Annotated in this window: 29 protein-coding genes; 10 read left to right on the top strand and 19 right to left on the bottom strand. The window is 54.0% G+C overall.

Features of this window, described 5'->3' with window-relative positions; translation table 11 throughout:
- Positions 1–3 precede the first annotated feature (3 nt).
- Positions 4–237, top strand: a complete 234-nt coding sequence (locus WH7805_RS03740) for a hypothetical protein (RefSeq protein WP_006041643.1) — start codon at positions 4–6, stop codon at positions 235–237.
- A gap of 83 nt (positions 238–320) precedes the next feature.
- On the opposite strand, the gene WH7805_RS03735 is transcribed toward WH7805_RS03740, so the two are convergent.
- The 5 genes from WH7805_RS03735 to WH7805_RS03715 form a co-directional block, all read right to left on the bottom strand.
- Entirely contained in the window at positions 321–725 is a 405-nt protein-coding gene (locus tag WH7805_RS03735) for a hypothetical protein (RefSeq protein WP_006041642.1), read from the bottom strand.
- Positions 722–958, bottom strand: a complete 237-nt coding sequence (locus WH7805_RS03730; RefSeq protein ID WP_006041641.1) for a hypothetical protein — start codon at positions 956–958, stop codon at positions 722–724. Before WH7805_RS03730 ends, WH7805_RS03735 begins: the two co-directional genes overlap by 4 nt.
- Before the next feature lie 112 nt (positions 959–1,070).
- Complete coding sequence (locus WH7805_RS03725; protein WP_232198941.1) at positions 1,071–1,757, bottom strand: DUF938 domain-containing protein; 687 nt, start codon at positions 1,755–1,757, stop codon at positions 1,071–1,073.
- Positions 1,700–2,032: a helix-turn-helix transcriptional regulator gene (locus WH7805_RS03720; RefSeq protein WP_006041639.1), complete on the bottom strand. Its 333-nt coding sequence runs from the start codon at positions 2,030–2,032 to the stop codon at positions 1,700–1,702. Before WH7805_RS03720 ends, WH7805_RS03725 begins: the two co-directional genes overlap by 58 nt.
- A 71-nt stretch (positions 2,033–2,103) precedes the next feature.
- Positions 2,104–3,129, bottom strand: a complete 1,026-nt coding sequence (locus WH7805_RS03715) for a mechanosensitive ion channel family protein (protein WP_006041638.1) — start codon at positions 3,127–3,129, stop codon at positions 2,104–2,106.
- Between the two features lie 200 nt (positions 3,130–3,329).
- Here WH7805_RS03715 and WH7805_RS03710 point away from each other — a divergent pair, with 200 nt between their 5' ends.
- The 6 genes from WH7805_RS03710 (at position 3,330) to WH7805_RS13785 (ending at position 9,338) form a co-directional block, all read left to right on the top strand.
- Positions 3,330–4,352: an ArsJ-associated glyceraldehyde-3-phosphate dehydrogenase gene (locus tag WH7805_RS03710; RefSeq protein ID WP_006041637.1), complete on the top strand. Its 1,023-nt coding sequence runs from the start codon at positions 3,330–3,332 to the stop codon at positions 4,350–4,352.
- Positions 4,349–5,602 (top strand): organoarsenical effux MFS transporter ArsJ, encoded by a 1,254-nt coding sequence (gene arsJ, locus WH7805_RS03705; protein WP_006041636.1) that lies wholly within the window; start codon positions 4,349–4,351, stop codon positions 5,600–5,602. Before WH7805_RS03710 ends, arsJ begins: the two co-directional genes overlap by 4 nt.
- Before the next feature lie 46 nt (positions 5,603–5,648).
- Positions 5,649–7,820, top strand: a complete 2,172-nt coding sequence (locus WH7805_RS03700) for a glutamine synthetase III (protein ID WP_006041635.1) — start codon at positions 5,649–5,651, stop codon at positions 7,818–7,820.
- A 51-nt stretch (positions 7,821–7,871) separates the two neighbouring features.
- Positions 7,872–8,525: a hypothetical protein gene (locus tag WH7805_RS03695; RefSeq protein ID WP_232198940.1), complete on the top strand. Its 654-nt coding sequence runs from the start codon at positions 7,872–7,874 to the stop codon at positions 8,523–8,525.
- 56 nt (positions 8,526–8,581) lie between these two features.
- On the top strand, positions 8,582–9,070 hold the full coding sequence (locus tag WH7805_RS03690) for a thermonuclease family protein (protein ID WP_038004989.1): 489 nt from the start codon (positions 8,582–8,584) through the stop codon (positions 9,068–9,070).
- Positions 9,071–9,146: 76 nt separating this feature from the next.
- Positions 9,147–9,338, top strand: a complete 192-nt coding sequence (locus WH7805_RS13785) for a hypothetical protein (RefSeq protein WP_071933728.1) — start codon at positions 9,147–9,149, stop codon at positions 9,336–9,338.
- Between the two features lie 479 nt (positions 9,339–9,817).
- On the opposite strand, the gene WH7805_RS03680 is transcribed toward WH7805_RS13785, so the two are convergent.
- The 4 genes from WH7805_RS03680 to WH7805_RS03665 form a co-directional block, all read right to left on the bottom strand.
- A complete protein-coding gene (locus tag WH7805_RS03680; RefSeq protein ID WP_006041629.1) occupies positions 9,818–10,063 on the bottom strand; it encodes a hypothetical protein in 246 nt (81 codons plus the stop codon).
- A gap of 20 nt (positions 10,064–10,083) precedes the next feature.
- Positions 10,084–11,034, bottom strand: a complete 951-nt coding sequence (ppk2, locus tag WH7805_RS03675; protein WP_006041628.1) for a polyphosphate kinase 2 — start codon at positions 11,032–11,034, stop codon at positions 10,084–10,086.
- 68 nt (positions 11,035–11,102) lie between these two features.
- The gene (locus WH7805_RS03670) at positions 11,103–12,452 is read right to left on the bottom strand and encodes an ATP-binding protein (RefSeq protein ID WP_006041627.1); all 1,350 of its coding nucleotides are present in this window, start codon (positions 12,450–12,452) and stop codon (positions 11,103–11,105) included.
- Positions 12,453–12,461: 9 nt separating this feature from the next.
- Complete coding sequence (locus WH7805_RS03665; protein ID WP_198005728.1) at positions 12,462–13,187, bottom strand: response regulator; 726 nt, start codon at positions 13,185–13,187, stop codon at positions 12,462–12,464.
- Between the two features lie 143 nt (positions 13,188–13,330).
- Between WH7805_RS03665 and WH7805_RS03660 the strand changes: the two genes are divergently transcribed.
- Positions 13,331–13,798, top strand: coding sequence for an EF-hand domain-containing protein (locus tag WH7805_RS03660; protein ID WP_006041625.1), 468 nt, complete (start codon positions 13,331–13,333; stop codon positions 13,796–13,798).
- 15 nt (positions 13,799–13,813) lie between these two features.
- Here WH7805_RS03660 and WH7805_RS03655 read toward each other — a convergent pair whose 3' ends face one another.
- Genes WH7805_RS03655 through WH7805_RS03640 form a run of 4 tightly spaced genes read right to left on the bottom strand, consistent with a single transcriptional unit; the run spans position 13,814 to position 15,712 of the window.
- The gene (locus tag WH7805_RS03655) at positions 13,814–14,224 is read right to left on the bottom strand and encodes a hypothetical protein (protein ID WP_006041623.1); all 411 of its coding nucleotides are present in this window, start codon (positions 14,222–14,224) and stop codon (positions 13,814–13,816) included.
- On the bottom strand, positions 14,221–14,466 hold the full coding sequence (locus WH7805_RS03650; protein ID WP_006041622.1) for a hypothetical protein: 246 nt from the start codon (positions 14,464–14,466) through the stop codon (positions 14,221–14,223). The genes WH7805_RS03655 and WH7805_RS03650 overlap by 4 nt, the downstream gene beginning before the upstream one ends.
- Before the next feature lie 47 nt (positions 14,467–14,513).
- Complete coding sequence (locus WH7805_RS03645) at positions 14,514–15,149, bottom strand: DUF4335 domain-containing protein (protein WP_038004983.1); 636 nt, start codon at positions 15,147–15,149, stop codon at positions 14,514–14,516.
- Positions 15,150–15,154: 5 nt separating this feature from the next.
- Entirely contained in the window at positions 15,155–15,712 is a 558-nt protein-coding gene (locus tag WH7805_RS03640; protein WP_006041620.1) for a DUF3038 domain-containing protein, read from the bottom strand.
- On the opposite strand from WH7805_RS03640, the gene WH7805_RS03635 reads away from it, so the two are divergent.
- Positions 15,711–16,274 carry an adenine phosphoribosyltransferase gene (locus WH7805_RS03635; RefSeq protein ID WP_198005727.1) on the top strand — a complete coding sequence of 188 codons (564 nt, stop codon included), beginning with the start codon at positions 15,711–15,713 and terminating at the stop codon, positions 16,272–16,274. The genes WH7805_RS03640 and WH7805_RS03635 overlap by 2 nt on opposite strands.
- Before the next feature lie 4 nt (positions 16,275–16,278).
- Here WH7805_RS03635 and WH7805_RS03630 read toward each other — a convergent pair whose 3' ends face one another.
- From WH7805_RS03630 to dapB, 5 genes are read right to left on the bottom strand one after another with little or no spacing between them, the layout of a single operon-like run.
- Positions 16,279–16,491 (bottom strand): DUF2949 domain-containing protein, encoded by a 213-nt coding sequence (locus WH7805_RS03630; RefSeq protein ID WP_038004981.1) that lies wholly within the window; start codon positions 16,489–16,491, stop codon positions 16,279–16,281.
- Entirely contained in the window at positions 16,415–17,686 is a 1,272-nt protein-coding gene (locus tag WH7805_RS03625) for an FAD-dependent monooxygenase (RefSeq protein WP_006041617.1), read from the bottom strand. The genes WH7805_RS03630 and WH7805_RS03625 overlap by 77 nt, the downstream gene beginning before the upstream one ends.
- Positions 17,687–17,690: 4 nt before the next feature.
- Entirely contained in the window at positions 17,691–17,942 is a 252-nt protein-coding gene (locus tag WH7805_RS03620; protein WP_006041616.1) for a hypothetical protein, read from the bottom strand.
- 37 nt (positions 17,943–17,979) lie between these two features.
- Complete coding sequence (locus tag WH7805_RS03615) at positions 17,980–18,648, bottom strand: hypothetical protein (protein WP_006041615.1); 669 nt, start codon at positions 18,646–18,648, stop codon at positions 17,980–17,982.
- A 6-nt stretch (positions 18,649–18,654) separates the two neighbouring features.
- Positions 18,655–19,506, bottom strand: coding sequence for a 4-hydroxy-tetrahydrodipicolinate reductase (dapB, locus tag WH7805_RS03610; RefSeq protein WP_038004368.1), 852 nt, complete (start codon positions 19,504–19,506; stop codon positions 18,655–18,657).
- Positions 19,507–19,624: 118 nt separating this feature from the next.
- On the opposite strand from dapB, the gene WH7805_RS03605 reads away from it, so the two are divergent.
- Positions 19,625–23,632: a magnesium chelatase subunit H gene (locus WH7805_RS03605; RefSeq protein ID WP_006041613.1), complete on the top strand. Its 4,008-nt coding sequence runs from the start codon at positions 19,625–19,627 to the stop codon at positions 23,630–23,632.
- 66 nt (positions 23,633–23,698) lie between these two features.
- On the opposite strand, the gene WH7805_RS03600 is transcribed toward WH7805_RS03605, so the two are convergent.
- Positions 23,699–25,945, bottom strand: a complete 2,247-nt coding sequence (locus tag WH7805_RS03600; protein ID WP_232198939.1) for a bifunctional diguanylate cyclase/phosphodiesterase — start codon at positions 25,943–25,945, stop codon at positions 23,699–23,701.
- Positions 25,946–26,120 lie beyond the last annotated feature (175 nt).

Below are 26,120 nucleotides of genomic sequence, written 5' to 3'. Positions count from 1 at the left end.
GGCATGCGCGTGTTCATTGTTGTCTTGGCCGCCGCACTTCAGGCGACACCAGTTCTTGCACAGAAGGATTCGGTGACCTGTGAAGCATTTTCCAGCGGTTTCACCACGCCTGATGGCTGCCTGGATGGCAGTCAACCCTCATCGGGGCCCATTCCCAAAGATCAGTGGAGTGTGGATTACGACGATGATTTCTGGCCGGACGGTTGGTATGGCCCTGGTATCGGAGACACGTTCTGAGTCGTGGCGAGATGCTGAACCGGTGAACTGTCGCCCTTGGATTGGGATTTCAGCGGGCGCGGAATCCGCCGTCGGCGGCGTGATCAGTGAGTGTGCTGGCTTTTGAGCAGTTGAGCAAGCTCACCAAGGGGCCATCCGAGGTTGCGTAGATGGCGAAGCAGGCCTTTCGAGGCCTGGTAGTACCCATTGCTGTACTGAGGCGCGTAGCCGATTTCCTTCAAGGTGAGCATCAGCAGGCGATGTTCCCGTCGGGTTCCCTCCCGCGCTTCCAGGATTTGAAACCCCCGTTCCTCCAGATCAATCCGGGTCTGCCCACTGAGGTCTTCACTGAAGCCGAGCTGGATCACGTGGTCGATCTCCCTGTAAGCGGTGAAAACGCGCGCTCCTCGGTGATCCTCCAGAAATTGATACCGCTCGGTCACGGCGATCACCGCTTCCATGCACGGAGCCAGCAACGCCTGCTCGAGTGAGGCTTGCTTGAGGGTCATGACAGTGCTCCTCCAGCGGTCAGGCGCTCTTCGCACGCCATTTCGTAATTGCGGATCGCGCCGGCAGGGATGGAGCCGTTGCTTTTTAGCTGGCGTACAGACAGTTCCACGCACTGCAAGACAACACTGGTGAGCTCGCGACCTTCGCAGAGAGCCCAGCTGCGCAGCAAGACGTGAAGGCTTGGCGGAACAGAGACCGTCAGCTTCACCTGGTTTTCCCGTGGGACAGCCATACGACGGGAGATTGGAGTGAGTCAAATTTAGCCTAGAGATGCTGCTGAGCAACTTGTGAGTAGCTGCTGGGTGTCTCTAGGGGTGCTTTGAGCTGGATTAATGCTCACGCTCTCATCGTTCAAGCAGGATGATTCGATTGTTTGAGGGCATTAAGCGAATGTCTTGAAGGGCGAGTCCGGCTTTCCGGGCCTCCTCGACCACAGCCTCCTGCTCGCGGACTCCCCAGCTCGGATCGCGTTCCTGCAACGCGTCGTCGAAGCGTTGATTGCTTTCGCTCACATGCTTTCCACTGACCCGAAATGGGCCGTAAATCAAGAGCTTCCCTCCTGGTTTCAGGTGGCGGACGGATCCCTGCATGAGAGATCGTGTGCACTCCCAGGGGGAGATGTGGAGCAGGTTCACAGCCACAACCATGACCGGAGCCTCTGAACCATGCGTTAACCAGTCATGGGAGCACACATCCAATGACAAAGGCTGCGGCATCACAGTGGTCAGTCCTTCTTTGCTGATCCATGCGCTGATGCTGCGGCAGTGATTACGGTCTGGATCACTGCACTGCCAGGTGATCTGGGGAAATCGCTTTTGAAAGGCAACGCCGTGTTCGCCCGATCCACTGGCCAGTTCGAGAATGAGTCCCTTCGGGGGGAGAGTCTCGGCCAGGACATCCCCGATCGGCCTCCTATTGCGTTGCGTCGCTGGAAAAAACAGCCTTGCGTCGGGACTGGAGAGATCCATCAGGATTAGTCGCTGCAGCTGTTGGCCGGTGTTTCGCAGGAGCGAGTGAGCTCGTGAAGCCATCCCTGCAGCGCGTTCAGGGCTTCAGTTCGAATGCGGTAGTACACCCAGCGTCCGCTTTGACGATCCCCTAGCAGACCTGCTTCCTTCATGACTTTGAGGTGAAATGAAAGGCGTGACTGGGACAAGGTCAGAGCCTCTGTTAGGTCACACACGCAGCGCTCGCCGGTGGACAGCTGATCGAGTATGCGGAGTCGCAGGGGGTCTGAGAGTGCTTTGAGCAGGCTCTGAGCTTGGTCGCTATCCAAATTGAGCACTTTGTCCACGGAGGACGTCATGGACTACGTCGGCATTCATGCCAGCGTAAGTGGGCCAGTTTCGAGGGATTGTCTGCAGGTCTGCAACTTGTTCAGGATTCCTTGTTCAGCCCTGAATCGCTTTCCAGGTAAACGGTTTGGCTCGGGAATGCGAATTCGATGCCCATATCTTCAAAGGATTGCATGATTTTGAGATTGATCGCCTGCTGATCATTGAGGGCGACGGTGTAATCGCGTGTATCGATGTAGTAAGCAAGCTCGAAATTCAGGCTGGAGTCTCCGAATTCAGTGAAATGACAACGGGAGAAGGTGCTGTGTTCCTGCTGGGCGATAATGGCTTCAATCATCGCCGGAATCGCTTTCATCTGTTCCACGGTCGTGTCGTATGTGACGCCAATGGAGTAAATCATTCGTCGCTGATTCATTTCAGCAAAATTCTGAATTGTGTTTTCCGTGAGAGTGGAGTTGTTCATCACCACAAGCTCACCACGCAGGCTTCGTAAATGAGTGGATCGAACTCCAATCTTTTCCACCGTTGCCGTCATCGATCCTGACTGGATTGTTTGCCCCAGAGTGAAGGGCTTGTCCAGAAGAATCATGAGGTAAGCAAAAAGTTCTTGGGCGGGTTCTTTCAGGGCGAGGCCGATGCCAATGCCGCCGGCGCTGAGCAGACCCCAGATCACGGTCATTTTCACGCCCAGGCTTTGGAGGAGGGCCAAGATTCCGACGATCCACACCAAAGCTCTAAGCAAAGGCAGAAGGCTTGTGAGCAGCTGTTGCAGCTCTTCCCCTCCAGAGCGCCTCGCGGCAATGGTGAGGAATCGGGAGGCGACTCGATTCGCGTAGCGGACCATCACGATTGTGACGACGGTCCGCAGGCCGACGCCATAGGCCACCTTTAAGTTGCTGGCTAGGCCAAGATCCTGCTCGGTGAGAACCAGGATGATGATGATGCCGATGGGGATGACGGCATCCGCGAGTGCGCTGATCGCTAAATCGTCAAAATCGCCTTTTGTTTTGCGAGTGAGTTGAGGTAAAACTCGTCGCAATAGGTAGGACAGCACCAAGGTGATTGCTGCGCCGCCCAGAACAGTCCAGAGGAGATGACTCACGTTCATTGGCGATTCAATTCACTTCTGAAAATTTTGCTAGGCATCGGCGTTGCCTGCAAGCTCATTGTGTTCAAGCGTTCTTGTCCGTCGAGCGCGACCCATGAGGCTGCCCATCGGGTTCGTCCTGGGAACCAGGTGGTTGCATCAATCAATGTTGATCAATCAAGATAGTTTGATCTTTTCGGGCGATCGAGCCCTTTGATCTCATGCGGATCGGCATCAATGGCTTCGGGCGCATCGGTCGCCTTGTGTTCAGAGCGCTGTGGGGGCGACCCGGCATCGAACTGGTTCACGTCAATGACCCCGCCGGTGATGCCGCAACCGCCGCTCATCTTCTGGAGTTTGACTCGGTCCATGGCCGCTGGGATCGCGCGATCAGCAGTAGCGCTGAGGGATTCACCGTGGAGGGGGCCCTTCTGACATGGTCGAGTGAGAAAGATCCCACCGCTGTGCCTTGGTCTGAGCGCGGGGTGGAGATGGTGCTGGAGGCCAGCGGCAAGATCAAAACGCCAGAGACCCTCAACCCCTATTTCGAGCGGGTAGGGCTGAAACGTGTTGTTGTGGCTTGCCCTGTGAAGGGTGTCGTTGCCGGTGCGGAAGCTCTCAACATTGTTTACGGCATCAACCATCACCTTTACGAGCCCGATCGGAACCGGTTGGTGACCGCGGCCTCCTGCACCACCAACTGCCTGGCGCCTGTGGTGAAGGTGGTGCATGAGAGCTTCGGCATTGAGCACGGAATGATCACCACCATTCACGACATCACCAACACCCAGGTGCCGATCGATGCCTTCAAGAGTGATCTGCGACGGGCCCGCTCTGGCCTCACCTCACTGATCCCCACCACGACCGGATCGGCCAAGGCGATCGCGATGATCTTCCCTGAGCTCAAGGGCAAGCTCAATGGTCATGCGGTCCGTGTACCGCTGCTCAATGGTTCCCTCACCGATGCCGTGTTCGAGCTCAAGCACAGCGTCACGGTTGAAGAGGTGAATGCAGCGTTCAAGGCTGCTGCGGAAGGTCAACTCAAGGGGATCCTGGGTTACGAGGAGCGCCCTTTGGTGTCTTGTGATTACACCAACGACAATCGCAGTTCGATCATTGATGCGCTGTCCACGATGGTTGTTGATGGCACTCAGTTGAAAGTGTTCGCTTGGTATGACAACGAATGGGGTTACAGCTCGAGAATGGCTGATCTCACTTGCCATGTTGTGGAGAGTGAGGCATGAAGCTCTCCGCTCTGCAGCAGTACGGAATTGTGACGGCCAATTATTGGGCGTTCACCCTCACTGACGGCGCCTTGCGCATGTTGGTTGTGTTCCATTTTCACGAGCTCGGATACTCCACCCTCGAGATCGCCTTTCTATTTCTCTTTTATGAATTCTTCGGGGTTCTCACCAATCTCTATGGAGGCTGGATCGGAGCTCGTTATGGATTACGTCTCACCCTTTGGGTCGGGACGCTTCTGCAGATCTTTGCGTTGTTGATGCTGGTTCCCGTCGCGGAATCCTGGCCAAAGCTCCTGAGCGTGGTGTACGTAATGGTTGCTCAGGCGATCAGTGGGATTGCCAAGGATCTCAACAAGATGAGCGCCAAGAGCGCCATTAAAACGGTGGTTCCCGAAACCCCAGATGATGCTCAAAAAGGTGAGAAGCAATTATTTAAGTGGGTGGCGATCCTCACCGGTTCCAAAAATGCTCTCAAGGGGGTTGGTTTTTTCCTTGGCGGAGTTCTGCTCACAGCATTGAGTTTCAATGCTGCCGTGGCCTGGATGGCTGCAGGTCTGGCACTGGCTTTTCTCGTCACTCTGGTGTTGCCGGGCGAGATCGGAAAAATGAAGGCCAAGCCTGCGTTTTCGTCTCTGTTTTCGAAGAGCCAAGGCATCAATGTGCTTTCGGCCGCTCGTTTCTTTTTGTTCGGTGCCCGCGATGTGTGGTTTGTGGTGGCACTTCCGGTGTTTCTGGAAGCCTCCCTTGGCTGGGGGTTCTGGGAAATCGGCGGCTTCCTCGGCCTCTGGGTGATTGGTTACGGGATCGTGCAGGGCACAGCCCCCGGGCTGCGTCGCCTCTGGGGACAGCGTGAAAGTCCCGGGGCGTCTGCTGTGCAGTTTTGGAGTGCGGTTCTCACCGCAATTCCCGCGCTCATTGCCATCGCCCTTCTTCGTGAGGTTGATGTGGCGGTCGCGATCGTGGGCGGTTTGGCGGCTTTTGGAGTCGTCTTCGCGATGAACTCCTCGATTCACTCGTACATGGTGCTGGCTTACACCGATGAGGAGAACGTGAGCCTCAATGTGGGCTTCTATTACATGGCGAATGCGGCAGGCCGTCTGGTTGGAACCTTGCTTTCCGGTGCCGTGTTTCTGATCGGTGGAACTCCCTCCTCAGGGATGCAGGCCTGCCTCTGGACTTCATCTCTCCTTGTCTTCCTCTCGTGGTTCACCAGTCTGCGGCTTCCTGCTGTTCGGAGGTCGGCGGCTTAGCGTCGGATTAACGAGCCCCATCCCGCTGTTCTGCGGGTTCCTCACCATGCCCCATCCCGCCCGTCTGGCTGCTCTTCAGGCCATCCAGCAGCGCACTCCTGTGGATTGTGCCCCTGCACAACCCCTTGAAGACATTTGGGCCAGCGATGTGTTCACGCTCGCAAGGATGAAGAGTGCTCTCCCAAAGGAGTCTTATAAGGCTGTTCGTCGAGTGATCCGTGATGGCGGGCGTCTCGATCTCGATGTGGCGGATGTCGTCGCTCAATCGATGAAGGACTGGGCTGTGTCCAAGGGCGCGCATTACTACGCCCACGTCTTTTATCCCCTCACCAACTCCACTGCGGAGAAGCACGACGGTTTCATCAGCCCGCAAGGTGATGGTCAGGCGATCCATGAGTTCTCAGGCAAGCTCCTCGTGCAGGGTGAACCTGATGGCAGCTCCTTCCCCAATGGAGGTATCCGTTCCACCTTTGAGGCCCGGGGGTACACGGCCTGGGACATCACCAGTCCGGCCTACCTAATGCGCACTCCCAATGGGGTGACGCTCTGCATTCCCACAGTGTTTGTGAGCTGGACAGGTGAGGCCCTCGACAAAAAGACACCGCTGCTCCGCTCGAATGCCGCCATGAACCGGCAGGCGCAGAGGCTGCTTCGCATCCTTGGCAATGTGGATGTGGCCCCTGTCAACAGCTCCTGTGGCGCCGAGCAGGAATATTTCCTGGTGGATACTCAGTTCGCCACCCTCAGGCCCGACCTCCTTCTCGCGGGTCGCACGCTGTTCGGCGCGGCATCACCCAAGGGGCAGCAATTCGATGATCACTATTTCGGTGCGATTCCGGAACGGGTGCAGGTGTTCATGCAGGACGTTGAAAATCAGCTTTACAGACTGGGAATTCCAGCCAAAACTCGACACAACGAAGTTGCGCCCGGTCAGTTCGAGATCGCGCCGGTTTATGAAGCCGCCAATGTCGCGACGGATCATCAGCAACTGATCATGTCGACGCTGCGCAGCACCGCTAAGCGTCATGGCTTCACCTGCCTGCTTCATGAGAAGCCCTTTGCTGGGATCAACGGGTCTGGGAAGCATGTGAACTGGTCGGTTGGCAACAGCACCCAGGGCAACCTTCTGGATCCCGGACATACTCCCCACGACAACCTTCAATTCCTGTTGTTCTGCGCCGCGGTCATCCGTGGTGTGCACTGCAATGGCCCTTTGTTGCGTGCTGTTGTGGCCACGGCAGGCAATGACCATCGCCTTGGCGCAAATGAAGCCCCTCCGGCGATTATTTCCGTTTATCTCGGACAGCAGCTGGAGAAGGTCTTTCAGCAGATTCAACAGGGCGAGGTCACAGGAAGCTCCAGTGGCGGAGTCATGTGTCTCGGTGTGGATTCTCTTCCTGAATTCCCCAAAGATGCCGGAGATCGCAACCGCACATCCCCCTTTGCCTTCACCGGAAACCGATTTGAGTTCCGAGCGGTTGGCTCCGGCCAGTCTGTTGCTGGCCCTCTTGTGGCCATGAATACTGTGTTGGCTGATTCTCTGGAATGGATCAGCGATCGCCTCGACGCTGAAATGGGCTCTGGCCAGAGTCTCGAACAGTCGGCGGCGTCAGTGCTCCGGCAGATCATGGAGTTGCATGGTGCCGTTGTGTTCGGCGGTGATGGCTATTCCGACGCGTGGCATCGGGAAGCGACCGATGATCGTGGCCTGGAAAATCTCCGCAATACCGCTGAAGCACTGCCGGTGCTGCGCCGGGAGGAGGTGAGAAGCCTGTTCCAGCGGCATGGGGTGATTTCACCTGTGGAGATGGAAAGCCGTTATGAGGTGTATGGAGAGCAGTATTCCCTCGCGATCGAAGTGGAGGCCAAGGTGGCTCTCTCCATGGTGCGTACGCAGATCAGTCCTGCTGTTCAGAAGCATCTGAGCGGTTTGGCACGCAGCCTTCAGCAGCAACAGGCTCTCGGACTTCAGCCTGAAACCCGTGTTCTTCACCAGATCGCTTTGCTGCACGGGCGTATGGACGACCATGCAACGGCTCTGGAAGGGGACTTGCATCAATTACATAGCGGAGACACCGCCGCAGCCATGAACCACTGCGCGGGTGTGATCCTTCCCCGTCTGCAGCAGTTGCGTGAGGCTGTGGATGGCTTGGAGGAACTCGTGGATGATGATCGCTGGCCCTTGCCCTCTTACCGGGAGATGCTCTTTGTTCGCTAAGGCTTCACTCTTGCTAATCCCGATAGGGTGAATGATGTGCGGGATTGTGCGTTGCCGCTGAACTCCGTTGCCGACTTGCTCGACTGGGTCATCAGTTTTGATGCCAAGAAGGTTCGTTTCGAAGTTGATCGTCTGCGCCGCCGTTATCCGGATGCCACAACGTACGAACTCGCTGAACGTGCCTTTGGCGACGCACGATTGCGCGTGATCACAGCAGGTGCCGCTTCGGGACTCGCCGCTAATCCCGTTCTGAGTGTTGCTGGTGCGCTGGCTGATCTGTCAGTCACGACCCGGACCCAGCTGTTCGCAGCTGCATGCGCTGCCGAGCTCTTAATCCCAGGTTTTCTGGAGAGTGAGAACGCCCGCCACGAGCTGCTGTTCCCGGTCTTCGGGTCCAGTGTGATCAGTCAGGTAGGAGTGGAGCTGGGGTTGAAGGCTGCTCACACAGCGACTCGCGAGATGGTGTTGAAACTGATCAACAAGCGCAGCCTCGCGCTGATCAATGGTGTGATGACCAGGGTGTTCGGACGCAGAGTGAGCCAACGTGCCTTGATCACCAAGACGGTTCCCCTGGTGGGGTGCGTGATTGGTGGCACCTGGAATGCTGTTGAGGTTCAATTGATTCGTCATCGAACGCTCCGGTATCTCACGGCGCAGGCCATGGAATCTGGTGACTTCATCGATGTAGAGGCGGTAGCGGGCTGATGAGAAGACTGCAACCAAAACTCTTCCCAAGACCGATCAGCTTTGCTGGCGCGGTGATGCTCTGGCCCTCGCTCCTAACAACGACTGCCGTTGCTGACCCTCATCCGCGTCGGGAGGTCACGGTTCTGACCGTGAATAATGGGCAAGAAGTTCTTGTGGATCTTCAGGGTGAAGGGCGGGCTGTCCGACTGGCCTGCATTCAGGCGCCGCTTGCTGAGCAGAAGCCCTGGGCGGAGCGTGCCACGGCCCAGCTTCGTCGCTCACTCCAGCCCGGAAGCATCGTCGCTCTCGAATTAAGGGCCAGGGATGTCTACGGCAGGGTTGTGGCGCGATTGATCAACAATGGGGCTGATGTGGCTGCTCCACTGCTGCGACAAGGTGCAGTGTTCGCCTACGACGGTTATTTGGGTCAGTGCAATGACCTCGACTATGACCGTTTTGAGAGCACTGCCAAAACAGCTCAGCTCGGGATCTGGAGCGTTCCAGGAGGTATCAAACGCCCGTGGAATCTGATTGAGGCGTCTGGTGGACGCCTTGCTCCCTGAACGATCCAAAACCGTTGTGGTTGACACAGCCGATTCTGTCTAGGTGGATCTGAATAATATGAGAGTCATCAACGTGATGAGTTACGAACCAGGAAGCACGGATTGCCGTTTGTTAATTGACGCCAAGCACCATCTCGAGCTTGCGTTGACATCCCTCAGTGCTCTTCCCAATAGCGATCACATTCAACGACAACTCAAGGCCGTTCATCAGCAGCTCGAGGGGATGCACGATCTCAAGCGCAAACAACCCATTCACTCCCCTGTCTGAACGGCTGGTTCTCCATCAGAATGGAATTCCAGATCCGAGCTTCGATGTTTGAGAACAAAAATCGTCCTGCTTGGGTGAACTGGCTGTTCTTGGGTATTTTTCTCTGGTCCAGCTGGCAGCTTGCAGGATTCTGGTTTGCGCAGCTCCGGGGTTGAACCTGACAGGAAGCATCCATCAGAGCTCGGATCTTTTTATTTAGTCCCATGTGACCGTGCATCGGTAGGTCTTCGAATGTCCTGCTGTTCCAATTACTTCACAGGTTGTATCCGTTACGGATTTTCCCTGAGGTACTTTGGCTAGTGCTCGATTGGTTGCAAGCTCCTCGCTGACCCCACCCATGGTCACTGATCCCGCATGAGCTGCCATGGCGCCGCTAGTGAGGATCAATGCTGCGAAAATCTGAATCATGTTTGGCATTGGAGTGATGCAGCTGTGCCTTTTCATAGCCAGCATTGCCGAGCTCTGGAAGTTCTGGCGTTTTAATCATTCAACCGTCGCGCATCAATGATCCGGGCGAGTTCTAGTACATAGCCTGCAGTGCACCAGCGACCGTGGCTGCGAACTCGGTTTTCAGGATCCGAGCGTATTTCAGCCGTTTCTGCCATCAAGAGGTCAAGTTCTTCTTGCGGCAGTTCGTAGAGATCCTGCAATTCCACCTCCCGACCGAGCAGATGGCTACGGAACCATTTGCGCGTTTGTTCTTGTGCGGGGATTTCATACGGCATGCATTAACTCCGCTGTTCTTTCAGTTGTAGGGGTAGGCATTCGGCACGAAGAACTGTTCGTTGATGGGTGGGCGGGTGTAGTTGCCCTGCTTCGGCCGCGGGGGAAGTTCGATGGCTGGAGGAGTCATGTCTTCCCAGGGAACTTTGCTCAGCACATGTCGCAGACAGTTGAGGCGTGCTCTGCGCTTGTCGTCGGCTTCAACGGTGAACCAGGGTGCCTCCGGGATGTTGGTGCGGTTGAACATGGCGTCTTTCGCCTGGGAAAAATCCACCCAACGATTACGTGCTTCCAGATCCATGGGGCTCAGCTTCCAGCGTCTGGTGGGGTCGTCGATCCGCGATTGGAAACGGGCTTCCTGTTCCGTGTCGCTGACAGAGAACCAGTACTTCAGCAGAAGGATGCCGCTGCGCACCAACATCCGTTCGAATTCGGGTACATCATCAAGGAATTGTTCGACTTGCTCCGGCGTCGCGAAGCCCATTACCCGTTCCACTCCGGCACGGTTGTACCAGCTGCGATCGAACACCACGATTTCACCGGCTGCGGGGAAATGTTCCACGTAGCGCTGGAAATACCATTGTGTTTTTTGTCGTTCGGTTGGTGTTCCAAGAGCGACAACACGACAGCCCCTTGGATTCATCGGCTCTGTAAGGCGTTTAATCGTGCCGCCTTTTCCAGCCGCATCCCGACCTTCGAACAGCACGATCATCCGGTAACCGGTGTCCTTGATCCAGTACTGCATTTTCACAAGCTGGGTCTGGAGTTTCTCCAGTTCGTCTTCGTACAGCTTTTTATTCAGCCTTTCGATCTTGTGATTCCGACCTTCCAGCAGGTCCTCCAGCAGCTCTGACGGACTGTCGAGATCGTGCTCGCTACCAGCCATTCTCTCCAACACTGTGTCAGGCAGCTTGTCGCCGTTGTGCTTTTTTTTGTCGTGACCCTTTTCCTTCCCCTTCTCTTTATGGCCCATGGTTCTGCAACGCTCTTCTGCATTGGTGATTGATTCTTGGCGTCACGTCGTCAGTGCTTATCTTTTTATCAGCTTTGCATCGGTGCAGAGGGCTGATCGTTCAAAGCAATCGGGATGCTGAGGCGGATGGCAAATCGCCCCGGAGGGGGTTGTTGGGATTGAAGTTTTCCTCGCAAACATTCCAGACGTCCACCATGAATCCTCGCCACATGGGACACAATCGCCAGCCCAAGCCCGCAGTGACCCTGCTGCCCTCTGGAACGATCGAGGCGGTGAAAGGGCTGAAGCGCCTGTTCCCATTGGTTTGCGGGCATTCCTTCACCCTGATCCCAGATCTCGATGATGCACCGTGCGTCGACCTCACGTAGTCGTAGAACGACTGGTGCCGAACCGTAAGCAAAGGCATTGTCAATCAGATTGGCAACCGCCCGGCCCAAGGCCACCGGTTTCACCGCCAAAGACAGAGGCGACAGATCCAGCTGGAGTTCGTCAGCGGGATGACTATTGGCGACTTCTGCCAACAACTGCTCGAGTGGGACCTCGACCGAAGCTTCACTTTCACCTCCTCCTGCAAACAGCAGAAACTGTCCTGTGATCCGCTCGAGGGACTGGAGATCTCCGGCGCAACGTTCCCGGTCTTCCGGGGAGAGTTCAGGTAAGGAGAGCCGGAACTGAAGGCGTGTAATCGGTGCCCGTAGATCGTGGGCAATCCCAGCCAGCATGGTTGCCCGCTCCTGCCGACTGGCTGCTAACCGCTGAACCATGGCATTGAAGCGCTGGGTCAGGCGTTGCACTTCCGGTGCGCCTCGAGCTGGCACCGCATCAGGACCGCCCCCTTCCCCGACTCTGGCAAGTGCCTTTTCCAGGCCGCGAAGAGGGGCTTCAACCTCCACAAGCAAGAACAGACCTCCACAGATGATGCCCGCTCCCACCAGTGAAAGGCCCAAAAGGGTCGGCTCCGGGGGCCATCGCATCATCGAAGGCACTTTCACTCTCAACCAGATGGGTTCCAGGGGGGAAATCAACTCGATCCATACACTGCGGTCCTCCCGGGCCGAGTGATGGGGATGCACCATGGGGCAGTGGGACAACCGTTTGCAAAGCTGTTGTTGCAGCGCTTCAGCCTGGCGCTTGAACGCAGTTGATGGAGTCAGTGGCGAGAGTTTGGGGCGCACTGTGACCACCAAGTCCAGTCCTGTCAGTTCTGCCACAAGGTGTGGCGGGTAGCGTTCCAGGGCCAGTTCTGTGAGTCTGACGTTGAGGGCTAAGTCGCGTCCGAGCTGAATGGTCTGAAGCTGCTCCAACTGGCGACCGAATAGGGCTTGGAAGACGATTAGACAGAACGCTGAACTTCCCAGCGCCAGGGTTCCCCATCCAAGTAGTGAGCTGATGCGCTTCTGCCAGGACGTCGAGGGCATGGGAAGGGTTCAGCGAGAGCGTGGCTGGCCATCAGGAACGAACACATAGCCATACCCCCAGACGGTCTGCAGGTAGCGGGGGCGCGTCGGGTCAGGTTCCACCAGTTTGCGCACCCTGGAGACCTGCACATCCATGCTGCGGCTGTCGGTGTCACAACCAGGCCCCCGAGCTAGCTCGATGAGTCGTTCTCTTGAGAGCGGACGGTGGGGGTGTTGTACGAAAGCGGCCAGCAGGCTGAATTCCCCGCTGGTGATGACCACACACTTTCCATCGCGGCTTAGCGTCCTGGCGGCCAAATCGAGAACGTTTTCGCCAAAGACGACATCCCCTCCCTCAGCCAGAGGGGTGCCGGCCGGCAAAGAGCTGCGGCGCCGAAGAACCGCTTCGATTCGCGCTGAGAGTTCCCTTGGCAGAAAAGGTTTGGCGAGATAGTCATCAGCACCCTGTTCGAGGCCGATGATGCGGTCGACTCCTTCGCCGCGGGCCGTCAACATGACGACGGGTAAGTCGTCTCCCGCATCGCGAAGTCGGCGAAGGGCTGTCAAACCATCGTCTCCTGGCATCATGAGATCGAGAACGACAAGATCAGGCCTCTGAAACTCGAGCCTTGCCTCGAGTTGCTTGACGTCGCTGAGGCTCCGCACGTCGTACCCCTGGTCGATCAGGTATGTACCCACCATTTGGCGCAGCTCAGGATCATCGTCGACGACCCAGATCATTGAGGAGCGTCCCATGGTTCCCATCCCTGAATTTCATTGCATTGATGGTATGGAGATGGCAGCGCCTTGTCGCCCAGTGAAGGACCTTGTCACAGCTGATCAAAGCATTGTCACTACTGAGGCATCCTCACGTCCCTGAATGTCCATAATCTGTCTTGATGATGTTTTCAACGCCATCACTGTTGATCGGGGCGAGTGGCCTTCTGATCATTCCACTGACTGCTGTCCCCGTGTGGTCTGAAGCCAGACCTGTCGTTAATTACGGCAAACGGATGGAGGCCCTGTTTGTGCGTATGGATGTGAATGGCGACGGCCGGTTGGAGTCAGGAGAGGTGAAGGGGGTGACTTACTTGGAACGCAGACTGCGACGGCAAGATTCGCGAGGCTTCCTGCGTCTGGATGATCTCAGGCCCTCAACGACGCATCCCAGTGGCCAGCGTCTGCAGCAACGCTTTCGTCAGGCAGACCGTAACGACGATGGTCAATTGGATCGAGCGGAATGTCGTTCTTTGCCTTGGCTGAACCGTAATTTCGTCAGCTTCGATCTCGATGGCAATGGAGGTCTGACTCTTGAGGAGCTTTGGACTGTTCAGCGCGCACTCGCTCCTCGAGCTCCAGCACCTTGATCGGATACACGTCCCTCAACGTCTGCGTTTTGGCTGGGGATGGATTGGTCGAACGCGCTTCTTGGACATTACTTGTGAAAGCCTGATGCACCCTTTGATCAATCGCATAGCTCCGGCGAAGAAAGTGACCAAAGCGAACATGAGTAACAGGGCGATCAGGATCACCGCTGCAATACCCAGGCAGGCTTCCACAAGTTGAGTGACTCCACGGATGAGATCCGCGATGGCTTCACTCACCAGAACCATGGCATCGAGTTTCTGAGGAAGCCAGCTCAGAAAGGCGAAGGCACCTGCTCCGAGGCTGAGCAGCAGAACAGATTCGAGAAGCTGCCGGACAATCGATGTCGATTGGTGAGCCCGTCCTTTACTGAAGACTTTTTTTTGGGACTGGCCCTTGAGCACAGGACGAAAGTTCGAGGGTTTCATGACGTCGCCTCGTGGCCGGCACCTCGCATCCACCGCTCGAACTCCGTCAGCACAAGCTCATTGGGACAATCGATCAAGGTGAGATCGCCGACTGTGCAATCTCCATATCCACTGTGATGGAGAGTGATGTGATAGCCAGATCCACTGAGACCGCAAACTTCCGGATCGCTCCGGACGACGACATCAAGTGTCGCTCCAATTCTCGCAACCTTACGTCGGAGATCTGACCAGCTTGATGTCATTCAATCGTTGATCTCCTTTCATCATTCTGAGGATCTCTCTCATGAGGTCAAGGCTCTCCATCGGCTTGTGAAGGATTGCTAATCAGACTTTCCTGCGAATTCGTCTGGTTCTCTGTCTGGGAGGGGGCATCAGGATTAGGAATGGGCACGAGCAGGCCTGCAAGTCCGAGGATCATGAAGGTTCCGGCACCGAGAACAGGAGCAGCCAAGCGTTGATGCAGAGGGGTTCGCTCTGCTAATTCCCGTTTTGGTAGGGGGGTATGAACAATTGGAGGCCAATTGATACGCACCCTTGGATCGCCGCGCAAAGCATCGAGACAGCGAACCAGGTCTGCAAGGTCCGCGTCATCGAGCTGAAGGGTTAGAGGAGGCACTCCACTGCGACTGCTAATCAGTTCCAGTTGGTGCCCCTGCTCGGCGGGATGGATCCGCACAGGGCCGTCATCGTTGCCCTGGACTTTTCCTACTCCTGAAAGCTGAAGACGGGCATAAGGGATGACTGAAGCCATGAGGGCTTCGAGATGGTCCCGTTGTCCTTCCATTTCCGGTGCACCGATCATGGTGAGTCGCCAGCTGGAGAGAATTCCGATCGCATTGCTGCCATGGTTAGCTGAAAAGTCGGGAAGACCCTCAACTTCCAAGCGTGCAGCGGTCTGGTCGTATCGGAAGGACTGTTTCAGCATCACCATTAGGGATTTGGATCGAGAAGACTGGCGCGGAGTCGATCGACTCCCCCGGGACCGGCCGCCAAGGCCAGTGTGAGCACAAGCTGGCGTTGGAGGGGCTTGGATTGTTCGCCATCGAGAAGTCGTTGAATCGCTCCTCTGCGGAGGTTCATGCGCTCCTCAATCAGGTTCCTGAGGCGTTCATCCAGAAGAGCCCAGCGCTCGCTGGTGAGATTGTCCGGTTCCCTGCTTGACAGCAATTGACGCAGCATCGGATAAAGACGATCAGCCATCGCGCAGAGGATGCGGATCAAGGCTTCCGTTTCAACGGCTGAGAGAGAGCCACGACGGGTTGAGCGTCGCAGAGGGTTGTGGCATCGGCGCTTCCAGAGTTCCACACGATTGGGGAAGACCGCTTCGAATCCCAGCTGACGGGTTGCCCAAAGCATGGCTTCACCACCATTGAGATCAAGTGACTCCACGGTCAGCAGCAGAAGGTCCAGGCGCTCAAGCGAACGACGGCCGAGAACGGCTTCGGGTTGAGACGGATCGGATACCGCCGGAACTGAAACATCGGTCATGGCTGCGATGATGCCAGGGTTAAGGCCTTTACGTCACCACCTTGTGGATCTTCGTCAGTACGTTCGCGATATTCCCGACTTCCCTAAGCCCGGAATCTTGTTCCGAGACATCGCCCCCTTGCTTCGAGAACCCACCGGCTGGGCTGAGGTGATCCGACGCCTGATTGCTGTGTGTGAGCGATGGCAACCGGATCTGATCGTGGGCATCGAATCCAGGGGGTTCATTGTTGGAACGGCGCTGGCAACCCAGCTGCAGAAGGGGTTTGTACCCGTTCGCAAGCCAGGCAAATTGCCTGGTGAAGTGATCGGAATCGATTACACCCTCGAGTACGGCAGTGATCGACTGGAGATTCACGCGGATGCTCTGACTGATCATCCGAGGGTGATGCTTGTTGACGACCTGCTGGCCACCGGGGGGACTGCCTCGGCCTCGGCTGAATTGGTGACCAAGGCCGGCGGAGTGCTCGTCGGTTGCGGTTTCGTGATTGAACTAGCGGAACTTGATGGGCGCAGGAAGCTGCCAGCTGGTGTTCCTGTCGAATCTCTGATTATTTACGAGTGATTCCTCACTCGTGTTGATGTTGCCAGTCCAGGACATCTTGGTACTGGCTGAGGTTCAGCAGTCCGAAGCTCCAAAGCACGACAGGGAGTGGAGCCTGGTCCAATGCGGCTTGACGCAATCCCAAATTGAGTGCGTTGTCACTAAGTCCCATTTTCTGCTGAAGAAAACTGAGCAGAGCTGGACTTGGCTGAGGTTGTGGATCGCTGCTGATCACCATGGTGGGCAATCGTTTGGCCACACTTTGGCAAGCGGGAGAACAAGTTGCCAGGCCCGTCGGTCATGGCTGAAAGACTGATGCGACGAACCCAACGGAGGTTCGCCAGAAGCTTCATGATCAGGATCCGCATCGGCAGAATCAGTGGCTGTCGATTGGAGAACAATCGGATCAGGAGGTCTGTGGAGAGCAGAACACTGGTCAGATCAGGAAGGCGTCGCCAGGTGTAGAGGCGCCCCAGATGTGATGGAAGGGATCCGCTGACACCTCTGGATTGCGTGAGATCGAGCAAGTCGCTCACATCCCTCCAGCAGAGATTCAATCCCTGACCACCAACGGGGTGGCAGCGATGCCCCGATTCCCCCACCAACAACAGGTTCGAGCGGTTGAGTTGTGGGGCGAGACTGAGTTCCAGAGGGAAGGCCCCTGGGTGATCCAAAAGAGCAGTGGGACGAACTCCCTTCGGAAGCACGGCCGCTAACTGCTGGAGCAGCTGATCGGCTTGCAGGCTGGAGCGCTCCTGACAGTGCTGAAAGGGTGCACTCCACACAACCTGGTAATGCGTTCCACCCAACGGCAGAACAGCCATCGGTCCTTCTGACCTGAACAATTCATAGGCACAACGTTGCTCAGCGCCCTCAAGAGAAACCTTGGCTGTTAAGCAACCTTGCTCATAGGTGTGACTCCAGAACGGCATAGCCCTAGAGCGACGAAGCGTGGAGCGAGCACCGTCTGCAGCGACAACCCAATCAGCATGCTTATGGAATTGAGAAAAGGATCGTTCGTCAATTCCGTAGCGAAGATCAACCAGCGTGTTGATTTCAAGCTCACTCAGAAGCGCCGTCATCAACGGCTTGTGATCCAAAATCCATCCAATCGCTTCAAACCCTCGATTACCGAGTCTTAAATCACGGTGGCGGAACCAGGCCGTTAATCCCAGAACTCGATCGTCGAGCCGCAGGGATTCAAATGGCTCCAGAGATGTTTTTAATTGATCCCAAACGTGAAGTCGCTCCAATAACCGCCTGGACGAATGGGTTAAGGCGTAGGCACGACTTCTTGCGGCAAGTTCGGCTCGTGACAGTTGATCACACAAGAGGACTTGATATCCCTGTTGTGCAAGACCGAGGGCGAGAAGTGAACCTGTTGGACCGGCTCCAACGATGAGGAACCGGTGAGATGCCGCAACGTCTGGCAAGGAATCAGCCGATGCCCAGAAGGCCGCGGGTGAAGGCTTCGCCGCCCAAGGCGAATTCGGTTGCCAGGAGAGCAATGAAGCCAAGCATGGCCATGCGTCCATTCAGTTTTTCAGCGCGCTCGTGGAATCCCCAGCCGCTTTCAGTGTCCACCACTTCCATTCTGGGCTCAGTGGCAAATGCGTTCAAACGGCCACCATCCTCTGTGGTGACGGTTGCTCCGCGAATGACTGGTGAATTTGCAGGTACTTGGGACATTTGTCTCGTGCGTCTTTACATAGCGTAACGCATCTTTTCAGAACTTTGGATGACGAGAGCTCGTATGCAAGCGCAGTCGGCAAAGATCTTCGAAGGCTGGCCTCAGCAGGAATGGGTAGTCCCCAACCCAGAGCCGGACTTCAGGCAACCAGGCATCGGTCAACGCTCCCAAGCGGCTGAAATCCTTGCGATCACTGAGCACGACGCAACGGACCACCATCCCCGCCCGAATTAATCCATGGGCCTTGGTTTTCGGAAAGCTGATGCGTCCGAGGTAACCATCTTCATCGGCGAGGTCAAGGACCATCCAGGTTCGCCTGTTCTCAACCAGTTCGAGACGACCGTTGGCATCGGCCTGTTCCCGCTGGTTCTCCACGCGTTCTCGTGTGAAGGCTTCCACCACCTCGCCTTCAAAAAGTGCAGCTGCGGGATAGCGCCGAAGCTCGGCATTGCGGCGACCCGCTTCAACGATCGGGCCCCAGAGGATGTAAAGCAGCAGGATGACCCCTGCGATGAGCCAGACCGACCCCCAGCGATTGAATGACAAGCTCTGGCTGATTAGAAGCGTGATCACCCCGCCGATTCCAGAAATCAGCAAGCGCTGGAGGATTTTGCGTGGATTACCAAGGGTTGCTCTGAATTGAGTTCCCGTGGCGACTGCCGGGATCAGACGCTGGAGTTCTCCCGGTCGCAAAGGCAGAAGCATCGTGAATCAGATCAGGCGTTCAAGGCCATAGACAAGCCCCTCGAGTTGACGAACCCGGCGCACACATAAAAGAACCCCAGGCATGTAAGCCGAACGATCGATCGTGTCATGGCGAAGGGTGTACGTCTCTCCCGGAGCACCAAACATCACCTCCTGGTGGGCGACCAAGCCTGGCAACCTCAGTGAATGGAGGCGAAGCCCACTGGGGCGGCGCCCCCCCCGGCTGCCTTCGAGCGATTCATGTTCTTCAACCTCCTCAGGGTTGAAGGATTTGCCAAGTTCTTCCATCAGTTCAGCGGTTTTGATGCAGGTACCGCTGGGTGCATCAGCCTTGCGGTTGTGATGGAGCTCCGTGAGTTCGGCATGGTCGTAGAAGCGTGCCGCTGCAGCAGCTGCCTGCTGCAGCAGAACCATTCCCACGGAGAAATTGGGAATCACGGCGCCGCCGATGGAGGCTTTCTGCGCAAACTCACTGAGATCGTTCATCTGCTGCGGTGATAAACCGGTTGTGCCGATCACGGGGTGCACGCCGTAAGCGATTGCGGCGCGGGTATTGCCGTAAACGACCGATGGATGGGTGAAGTCCACCATCACGGCACCGCCGCCGGGGCCTTGATCTCGCACAGCCTGGCTGCATGAGCACAGGCAGCCTTCGAGATCTGCTGTGACGGCCACCTCGAGCTCTCCCAGGCCAAGGGCAAGACCGACGTCCTCACCTTCCTTCCCGGGAGTGGTATCAACAGCACCAACAAGGTGGCAGTCCTCGGCGGCCCTGATGGCTCTGATCACTTCGGCACCCATCCGTCCGAGTGCTCCTGTTACCACGACAGGGATTGAACCACCCGCTGCTGAATTCATGGCACTGCTGTCACTCGCTTGAGCCTATGGGCTCGGGGGACTTGTAACACCAGACCCCAAACACTCGCATCTTGAGCGCAGACCGCCGTATGTTCTTCACATTGCTCAAAGAGTGCAGATGTTTACACAGGTCCGCTCCGCAGATCGTCGCGTTGCTCCTGTGGAGGGTCAAAACCACAAGTCCGTGATGAAGGCGGTGTATGTGGTTCTGGAACCTCAGTACCAAAACTCACTCACTCAGGCCGCCACTGCTCTGAATGCGGCTGAAGGCGATCTGGGCATTGATCTTTGCGGCTATTTGATCGAGGAACTACGTGATCCCGATAATTACGAAAATTTCAAGCAGGATGTCAGCGAGGCGGATGTATTTATCGCCTCTCTCATTTTTATTGAGGATTTAGCGCAGAAGGTCGTCGAGGCAGTGGCCCCCCACCGCGACCGTCTCAAAGCGGCTGTGGTGTTTCCTTCGATGCCGGAGGTGATGCGCCTGAACAAGCTCGGCTCCTTTTCGATGGCGCAGCTTGGGCAGAGCAAGAGCGCCATTGCCGGCTTCATGAAAAAGCGGAAAGAAGCCGGCGGAGCTGGCTTTCAGGACGCCATGCTCAAGCTCCTCAACACGCTTCCGACTGTTCTCAAATACCTGCCAGTGGAGAAGGCACAGGACGCGAGAAGCTTCATGCTCAGTTTTCAGTATTGGCTGGGCGGAACGCCGGACAACCTCAGGAATTTCCTGCTGATGCTGGCCGACAAATACGTTTTTCCAGCTGTTGAGGGTGAAGAGCGTCCGGCTATGGAGGTGGCGGAGCCGGAGGTATTCCCTGATCTGGGGATTTGGCACCCACTCGCTCCCACCATGTTTGAGGATCTCAAGGAATACCTCAACTGGACGTCGAGCCGAACCGATTTATCCGATGAGGCTTGGCAAGGCCCTGTGATTGGTCTTGTTCTTCAACGGAGTCACATCGTGACCGGTGATGACGCTCACTACGTTGCTGTTGTTCAGGAGCTTGAATTCCGCGGTGCTCGGGTGATCCCGATCTTCTGCGGTGGTCTCGACTTCTCCAAGCCTGTTAATGCTTTTTTCTATGACCCGCTGAATCCGGAACAGCCATTGGTTGATGGCATCGTCTCGCTGACTGGTTTCGCACTGGTTGGTGGTCCGGCTCGCCAAGACCACCCCAAGGCAATCGAGTCGCTCAAGAAGCTCAATCGCCCCTACATGGTGGCCTTGCCATTGGTCTTCCAGACCACCCAGGAATGGGAGGACAGCGACCTTGGCCTTCACCCCGTGCAAGTGGCACTGCAGATTGCGATTCCAGAGCTGGATGGTGCCATCGAACCCATCGTTCTGTCCGGCCGTGATGATGCAACCGGAAAAGCTCATACCCTCCAAGATCGTGTTGATGCCATCGCCGAGAGGGCGATTCGCTGGTCATCTTTGCGAATCAAGCCGCGCAATCAGAAGAAGTTAGCGATCACCGTCTTCAGCTTTCCACCGGACAAGGGAAATGTGGGAACGGCGGCCTATCTCGATGTGTTCGGATCCATTCATCGTGTTCTCGAAGAGATGAAGGCGAAGGGATACGACATCCAGGATCTTCCGCGTGATTCCAAAACCCTGATGGAAGCGGTGATCAATGACCCCGAAGCGATGCAGGGAGCACCAGAGCTTTCGATTGCCCACCGCATGAGTGTGGAGGAGTACGAGCGGCTGACTCCTTACTCAGAGCGTTTGGAGGAGAACTGGGGGAAGCCTCCCGGAAATCTCAACAGTGACGGGCAGAACCTGCTGATTTATGGCCGTCACTTCGGCAATGTGTTTGTTGGTGTGCAGCCCACATTTGGTTACGAAGGTGATCCCATGCGCCTTCTCTATTCCCGCAGCGCTAGCCCGCACCACGGTTTTGCTGCTTATTACACCTACCTCGAAAAAGTGTGGCGCGCTGATGCCGTTCTCCACTTCGGAACCCACGGCTCTCTCGAATTCATGCCGGGCAAGCAGATGGGCATGAGCGAAACCTGCTATCCGGATTCATTGATTGGCTCCTTGCCGAATCTCTATTACTACGCAGCAAACAATCCTTCTGAGGCCACGATCGCCAAACGCCGCGGCTACGCCTCCACGATCAGCTACCTCACGCCACCTGCAGAGAATGCCGGCCTCTACAAGGGCCTCAAAGAGCTTGGTGAACTCGTCGGTTCCTATCAGCAATTGCGCGAGGGTGGTCGCGGCGTTCAAATCGTGAACACGATTGTTGAAACGGCCCGACAATGCAATCTGGACAAGGATGTTGACCTTCCTGAGGACGATGCCGCATCCCTTGATCTCGATGGACGGGATGCTCTGGTTGGAGCTGTTTACCGCCAATTGATGGAGATTGAAAGTCGTCTCCTCCCCTGCGGTCTCCATACCATTGGCAAGCCTCCGACTGCTGAAGAGGCTGTCGCAACCTTGGTCAATATTGCGGCACTAGAGCGTGAGGAAGACGGTCTTCGTTCACTGCCGGGGCTTCTCGCTGAAGCGATGGGACGCACCATCGAAGACATTTATCGAGGAAATGATGAGGGCGTTCTTGCTGATGTTGAACTGAATCGCACAATCACCGAAACATCCCGGGCGGCCATCGGCTCCATGGTTCGTTCCTTGACCGGTCTTGATGGCCGGGTGAACATGCGCGGCAATTTCGGTTGGCTTCTTGATCTCCTCACCAAGTTCGGCCTGAAGCTCCCCACTCCCTGGCTGAGGGCATGCTGTGGCGCTGGTTTCACCAGCATCGATTCCACCGAGCTCGACAAGCTTTTCGCCTACCTGCGTTTTTGCCTTGAGCAAATCTGCGCGGATATGGAGATGGAAAGTTTGCTCCGGGCGCTAGATGGTGAATACGTGCTTCCAGGGCCAGGCGGAGATCCCATCCGTAACCCCGGTGTTCTTCCCAGCGGCAAGAATATTCACGCCCTTGATCCGCAGGCGATACCTACTCGAGCTGCTGTCGCAGCTGCGAAGGGTGTGGTTGATAAGTTGATTGAGCGACAGCGTGAAGAGCAGGGCACGTGGCCTGAAACCATTGCCTGTGTTCTCTGGGGTACGGACAACATCAAGACCTACGGTGAATCTCTAGCGCAGATCCTCTGGTTTGTTGGCGTCAAGCCGATGGCTGATTCTGTCGGTCGGGTGAATAAGCTTGAGTTGATCCCCCTCGAGGAGTTGGGGCGCCCTCGGATTGATGTGGTGGTGAACTGCTCGGGTGTTTTTCGTGATCTGTTCATCAACCAGATGGCCTTGATTGATCAGGCTGTGAAAATGGCCGCTGAAGCTGATGAACCGCTCGAGCAGAATTTTGTTCGTCGCCATGCTTTGGAACAGGCCGAGAAGGAAGGTACAAGTCTCCGCGATGCGGCTTGCAGAGTGTTCTCGAATGCGAGTGGCAGCTACAGCTCAAATGTGAACCTCGCTGTAGAAAACAGCACTTGGGAAGAGGAAGGAGAATTGCAGGAGATGTACCTCTCCCGTAAAACATTTGCATTCAATGCGGATAATCCTGGTGAGATGAACCAGAAGCGTGATGTGTTTGAGAACGTGATGAAAACAGCTGATGTCACTTTCCAGAATCTTGATTCAGCAGAGATTTCACTCACGGACGTGAGCCATTATTTCGATAGTGATCCCACTAAATTGATTAAAGGGTTGCGTGACGACGGCAAAGCACCAACCAGCTATATCGCTGATACCACAACAGCCAATGCCCAGGTGCGTTCCCTGAGTGAGACGATTCGCCTGGATTCACGGACCAAGCTCCTGAATCCCAAGTGGTACGAAGGCATGCTTGATTCCGGTTACGAGGGCGTGCGAGAGGTGGCCAAGCGTCTCAACTTCACGCTCGGTTGGAGTGCAACCAGTGGCGCTGTTGACAACTTCGTTTACGAGGAAGCCAATGACACCTTCATCAATGATCCTGAGATGAGGAAGCGTCTGTTGGAGTTGAACCCTCATAGCTTCCGGCGCATTGTTGGAACGCTGCTGGAAGTGAACGGACGCGGTTATTGGGAAACATCCGATGAAAATATTCAACAGCTTCAAGAGCTTTATCAGGAAGTAGAAGATCGGATCGAGGGCGTAACTTCGTAAAGTAGTTTTCTCGTAACCAAAATTTTGCCCAAAAACCTTATCGCACATGATTTGCCATTAGTTATTTCAGAAATGTTTATCGAGTGGAGTTTTGGCTTCCATATTGCGCTCATCAAATTGATCAAGAAAAAAACCTTGGCCTAATGTGCATCCCAGTGAACTCAAGGTATTAAGTTGTTCTTCAGTTTCAATTCCTTCTGCTACTAAATCAACATTAATTGCTCTTGCAGTCCATATTAATGATTTGATTAACGCCAAATTGATATCATTCATTGGCCCTTGTATGTACGACTGATCAATTTTTATTTGATCAAATTTAATATTTCTCAGGGTCTGGATTGACGCATATCCTGTTCCAAAGTCATCCATTGCAACTTGTATATTTTCTAACCTCAGTAGAGCAATATTTCTTTTCGCCAATTCTATGTTGCTGATAAATGCAGTTTCAGTTACTTCAATGCAAATCTGATCATTGTTAATATTATTTTGTGCTAGACGATCAAGTAATTGTTTTGAAAAATTAGGATTCAAAATTTCTACAGCACTGACATTAATAGATATTTTTTGAGTTGAGATGAGGCGTATCTTATTGTATTTGATGTCATTGCCAATAGCATCAATGACAGCTTCTGTTACTTGATCTATCTGACCTGTTCTTTCGGCAGTTTTTATAATCTGACCTGGACTAGCATTAATGTGATCACATCGAAATAAAGCCTCATACCCAACTATTTGAAGCTTTTGTTGGCCTCTTTTTTTCAAGGATATGTCAAATATTGGTTGGTAGTGAATATAAATTGTCTTTTTATTTAGGGCTTCGCTAATCATTTCTTTCAGTGATGCTCTTCGAGAAACAACATCCTTCATGGAATCTTTAAAGAAAGAAACTTTGTTTCTTCCCTTGTCTTTTGCATCGTAGAGTGCTAGATCAGCATTATCAAGAATAGATAATGGACTATCTGATTGGTCTTTGTCGATGCATATACCGATACTGCAGTTGTATTGTAATGCTAGATCATCAACTAAAAATGGCTTGGATATTGCTTTCCTGATTTTTTCACCAATCGCGAGGCTTCGTCTCATGATATCTTCATCATTGCTATTAGGAAATCGAGCGATGATTACAAATTCATCACCACCAATTCTTGCAATAAAATCCATTGGTCTAAGTATAAGCCTTAAACGATTGCTTATTTCTCTTAAAAATTGATCACCAATGATGTGGCCATTTATATCGTTGAGGAGTTTGAAATTATCAATATCGAGCATAAGCAAAGAATATCGATATTGATGTCTATTCTTTTCTGCTGATAATTTTTCTAGTTCGAGCTCAAATGAAACTCTATTTGATAACTTGGTAAGGTTATCTGTGTAAGCCATGTCTTCAATGCGACTTCTGTTGGCAACTTCTTCGCTGACATTTGTGAGCATGAAAACGATTGTATCTTTTATATATTTATTTCCAAGAATCTTGACCCTTTTAATTGATATGTGATGTAGTTTTTTACCCTTTTCGGGTAATATTTTAACCTCTTTATGTGTTATGCTAGCATTCTGGAGACACAAGAATTTAATAAGATCATAAGATTGTTCGAAATAATTTATCCACCAATTCGCATTCAATTCAACAATAGTTTTATGTTTATCATTATGTTTGATAGACAACAGGTTGCACAATTTCTTTGAAACTAGCGCTTTATTTTCGCTTTTGTTGATTTCCCACCAACCGTCAGAGCTTGCCTCCAAAGCAAGATGAAGGCCTAAACTTGCTATTTTTCTCTTTTCTGCTATCAATGTAGAATTTATTTGCTTTTTAATTAAGAAATAAGCAAAGATTGCTATTAAAGCTAAAATATTGATCCTTACTAAGTTATTTGTTGGGCTTGTCAGTGAGAATTTAATTTTGAGGTCGGCAACTTTCAATCCCTGATTAACAAGGTTTGTTGTCGATTGATAAGTGACCTGACCAGTGGCAGGGAGGTTTACTCTTGGGGTGGAATTAATAGCGATTGATTGATTGATCCCGACTAAGTGTATGTAAATTGATCTTAGTTGCGCATTTCTCTCTACTTCGGATTTCCCAATGGCTTTCAGTATATCGATTTCTTTGTCTACAACATAGGGTAATATGATTGCGGAGATTTGGTCGACTTTTTTGTCTAGCGTTGTTTTTTGATGTCTTCTATCTAGGTCGCTGGTCAATATATTGATGCATAAAAAAGCTAATAATGGGATCATAAATCTTGGTGCTAATCTTATGCGAATATTTTGTATACGGAAAAGAGAAGTTTTTGTGAAAAGAGATATTTTCATTGAAGTTATAACTGTGCTTCGCATTTTTATGTAGTTTAGCGCTATAAGAGGGTCATAGCAACGGTGAAGAATTCGTTGCAGATACTTTTCGCGATGCTATTGCCCATGTTTGTCTAGCCTGCTATTGATCGCGTATCTTGAGTCTTGAATGTTTTACTCTAATGCCGATTCTGTT

Origin of the sequence: Synechococcus sp. WH 7805 (assembly GCF_000153285.1) — a bacterium.
Classification (GTDB): Bacteria; Cyanobacteriota; Cyanobacteriia; order PCC-6307; family Cyanobiaceae; genus Synechococcus_C.
The sequence above is the reverse complement of the archived record's forward strand: the minus strand, read 5'-3'. Positions and strand labels throughout refer to the sequence as shown.